This is a genomic window from Streptomyces sp. PA03-6a (genome assembly GCF_033792765.1).
Taxonomy (GTDB): Bacteria; Actinomycetota; Actinomycetes; order Streptomycetales; family Streptomycetaceae; genus Actinacidiphila.
In genome coordinates this window covers 1-2,128 of sequence record NZ_JARAVK010000519.1, presented here as the reverse complement: position 1 = coordinate 2,128, position 2,128 = coordinate 1, and the positions used below count along the sequence as shown (strand labels likewise).

Sequence of the window (2,128 nt, the reverse complement as noted above, 5' to 3'; positions counted from 1 at the left end):
GACCACCCCACACCCCTGCGGTCCCCCCACGCGCCGCCACCGTGCCGCGCGCGGGGCCCTCCACCACCGGAGTTCTGTCATGCGTTCTTCCTTCCGTATCGGCATCGCCACGGCTGCCGCGGCCGCCGGCATCGTCCTCGCCTCGACGCCCGCCTTCGCCCACGTCTCCGTCCAGCCGCAGAGCCCGGCCACCAAGGGCGGCTACGCCACGGTGAACTTCAAGGTCCCCAACGAGCGGGACAACGCCTCCACCACCAAGCTCGAGGTCGTCCTCCCCGCCGATCACCCGCTGGCGTCGGTCCAGCCGCAGGCGATCACGGGCTGGGACATCAAGATCACCAAGTCCAAGCCGGACAAGCCGCTGGCACTGCACGGCCAGAGCATCAGCGAGGCGGTCACCAAGGTGACCTGGACCGCCACCGGCAAGGGCATCGCGCCCGGCTCCTTCCAGGAGTTCCCCCTGTCGCTGGGGCAACTACCCAAGAAAACTGACCAGTTGGTGTTCAAGGCCCTGCAGACCTACAGCAACAAGGAGGTCGTGCGGTGGATCGAGCCGCAGGCCGAGGGCCAGGAGGAGCCGGAGCATCCCGCCCCGACCTTGCAACTGGCCGCCGCCACGCAGGACGACCACCACCAAGACGACGCCGCCGACCAGGCATCGGCCACCAAGGACCCCGACACCGGCCAAACCGGCAACGCCGACAAGAACACGGCACCCACAGCAGGTGACACCACCGACGGCACGGCCCGTGGCCTGGGCATCGCGGGCCTGGTCGTAGTCGCCGCCGGAATCCCGTTCGCCGCCCTCGCAGGCCGCCCCCGCAGCAGCCGCGCCTGACCAGGCTGAGGGAGTACCGATGACGGTCACCGCTCCACGCCTGCGCAGCTGGGCCTTCGTGCTCCTGGCTGCCATCGGCCTGCTGCTGGGCACCACCGCTCCGGCCGGCGCGCACGCCGCACTGACACACAGCACACGCCCGAGCAAGGAGCGGTGACCGCCCGGCCACCCACCCGGGTCGTCCTGGTCTTCTCCGAGAAGATCGCCCTGAACAGCGATGCCATCCGTGTCCTGGACCCCACCGGCAAACGCGTCGACGACGCCCACCCCACCGCACAGGGCGGCACCGCCTACGCCGTCGGCCTGCCCACGACACCGGCCCACGGCACCTACACCGTCGCCTACCACGTGGTCTCCGCCGACAGCCATCCCGTGGCCGGTGCGTACACCTTCTCCATCGGCGCACCCTCCACCACCTCGGTGTCCGCCGCCGACACCGACAGCGCCGACTCCGGACCGGTCGCACACGCCTACCTGGCCGGCCGCTTCGGCGCCTACGCCGGACTGCTGCTCCTCGTCGGCGGCACCGGCTTCCTGCTGCTGTGCTGGCCGTTCGGACTCAGCAGACGCCCCCTGCGCCGCGCCGTCATCACCGGATGGGCCCTGGTGACCGCCAGCACCGCTGCGCTGCTCCTCCTGCGGGGCGCCTACACCGGCTCCGGCCGCTTCGGCGACGTCGCCGACCTCTCCCGGCTGACCGAGGCCGCGCAGACCAAAGCCGGCGTGATGCTGGGGGCGCGCCTGGTGCTGCTGGCCGCCTGCGCAGCGGCCTGGGCCTGGTGGCGCAGAAACCGGCCGCTTCCGGCGGGGCGCAGGCGGGCACTGCTGACGGCGGCGGCCGCGGCCGCCGTGGCCACGGCGCTGGCCACGACCTGGGCGGCCGCGGAACACGCCTCGGTCGGACTGCAGTCCGCAGTGGCCATGCCGGTCGACGTGGTGCACCTGCTCGCCGCCGCGGTCTGGCTGGGCGGCCTGACCCTGCTGACGCTGGCCCTGTTCACCACCCCCGAGCTGCCCGCCCGGTCGGTGGCCCGGTTCTCACGGCTGGCGTTCACCAGCGTCACCGTCCTGGTGGCCACCGGCATCTACCAGTCCTTGCGGCAGGTGGGCACCCTGACCGCCCTGACCGACACCCGCTACGGGCAACTGCTGGCGGCCAAGGTGGCCGCCGTGGGGCTGCTGTTGGGCCTGGCGTTCTTCTCCCGGCGCTTGACCGGCCGCCTCGCCCTCCCCGCCGTGGCTCCCCGGACCGCGACCGCCCCGCCACGGGTGACCCAGGCCGTCCCCGCC

At 72.7% G+C, this 2,128-nt stretch carries 3 protein-coding genes; all 3 read left to right on the top strand.

Going from position 1 to position 2,128, the window contains the following annotated elements; all coding sequences use genetic code 11:
* Positions 1-79 precede the first annotated feature (79 nt).
* Complete coding sequence (locus PV350_RS46250; RefSeq protein WP_500339269.1) at positions 80-838, top strand: YcnI family copper-binding membrane protein; 759 nt, start codon at positions 80-82, stop codon at positions 836-838.
* Between the two features lie 19 nt (positions 839-857).
* On the top strand, positions 858-995 hold the full coding sequence (locus tag PV350_RS46245; RefSeq protein WP_500339268.1) for a hypothetical protein: 138 nt from the start codon (positions 858-860) through the stop codon (positions 993-995).
* Positions 992-2,128: copper resistance CopC/CopD family protein (locus PV350_RS46240; protein WP_500339267.1), on the top strand; the 1,137-nt coding region annotated here is incomplete at its 3' end. The genes PV350_RS46245 and PV350_RS46240, both read left to right, overlap by 4 nt.

Bases quoted from the DNA above. Each gene is read 5' to 3' on its own strand.
- PV350_RS46245 (WP_500339268.1), top strand. From the start codon at position 858: ATGACGGTCACCGCTCCACGCCTGCGCAGCTGGGCCTTCGTGCTCCTG.
- PV350_RS46250 (WP_500339269.1), top strand. From the start codon at position 80: ATGCGTTCTTCCTTCCGTATCGGCATCGCCACGGCTGCCGCGGCCGCC.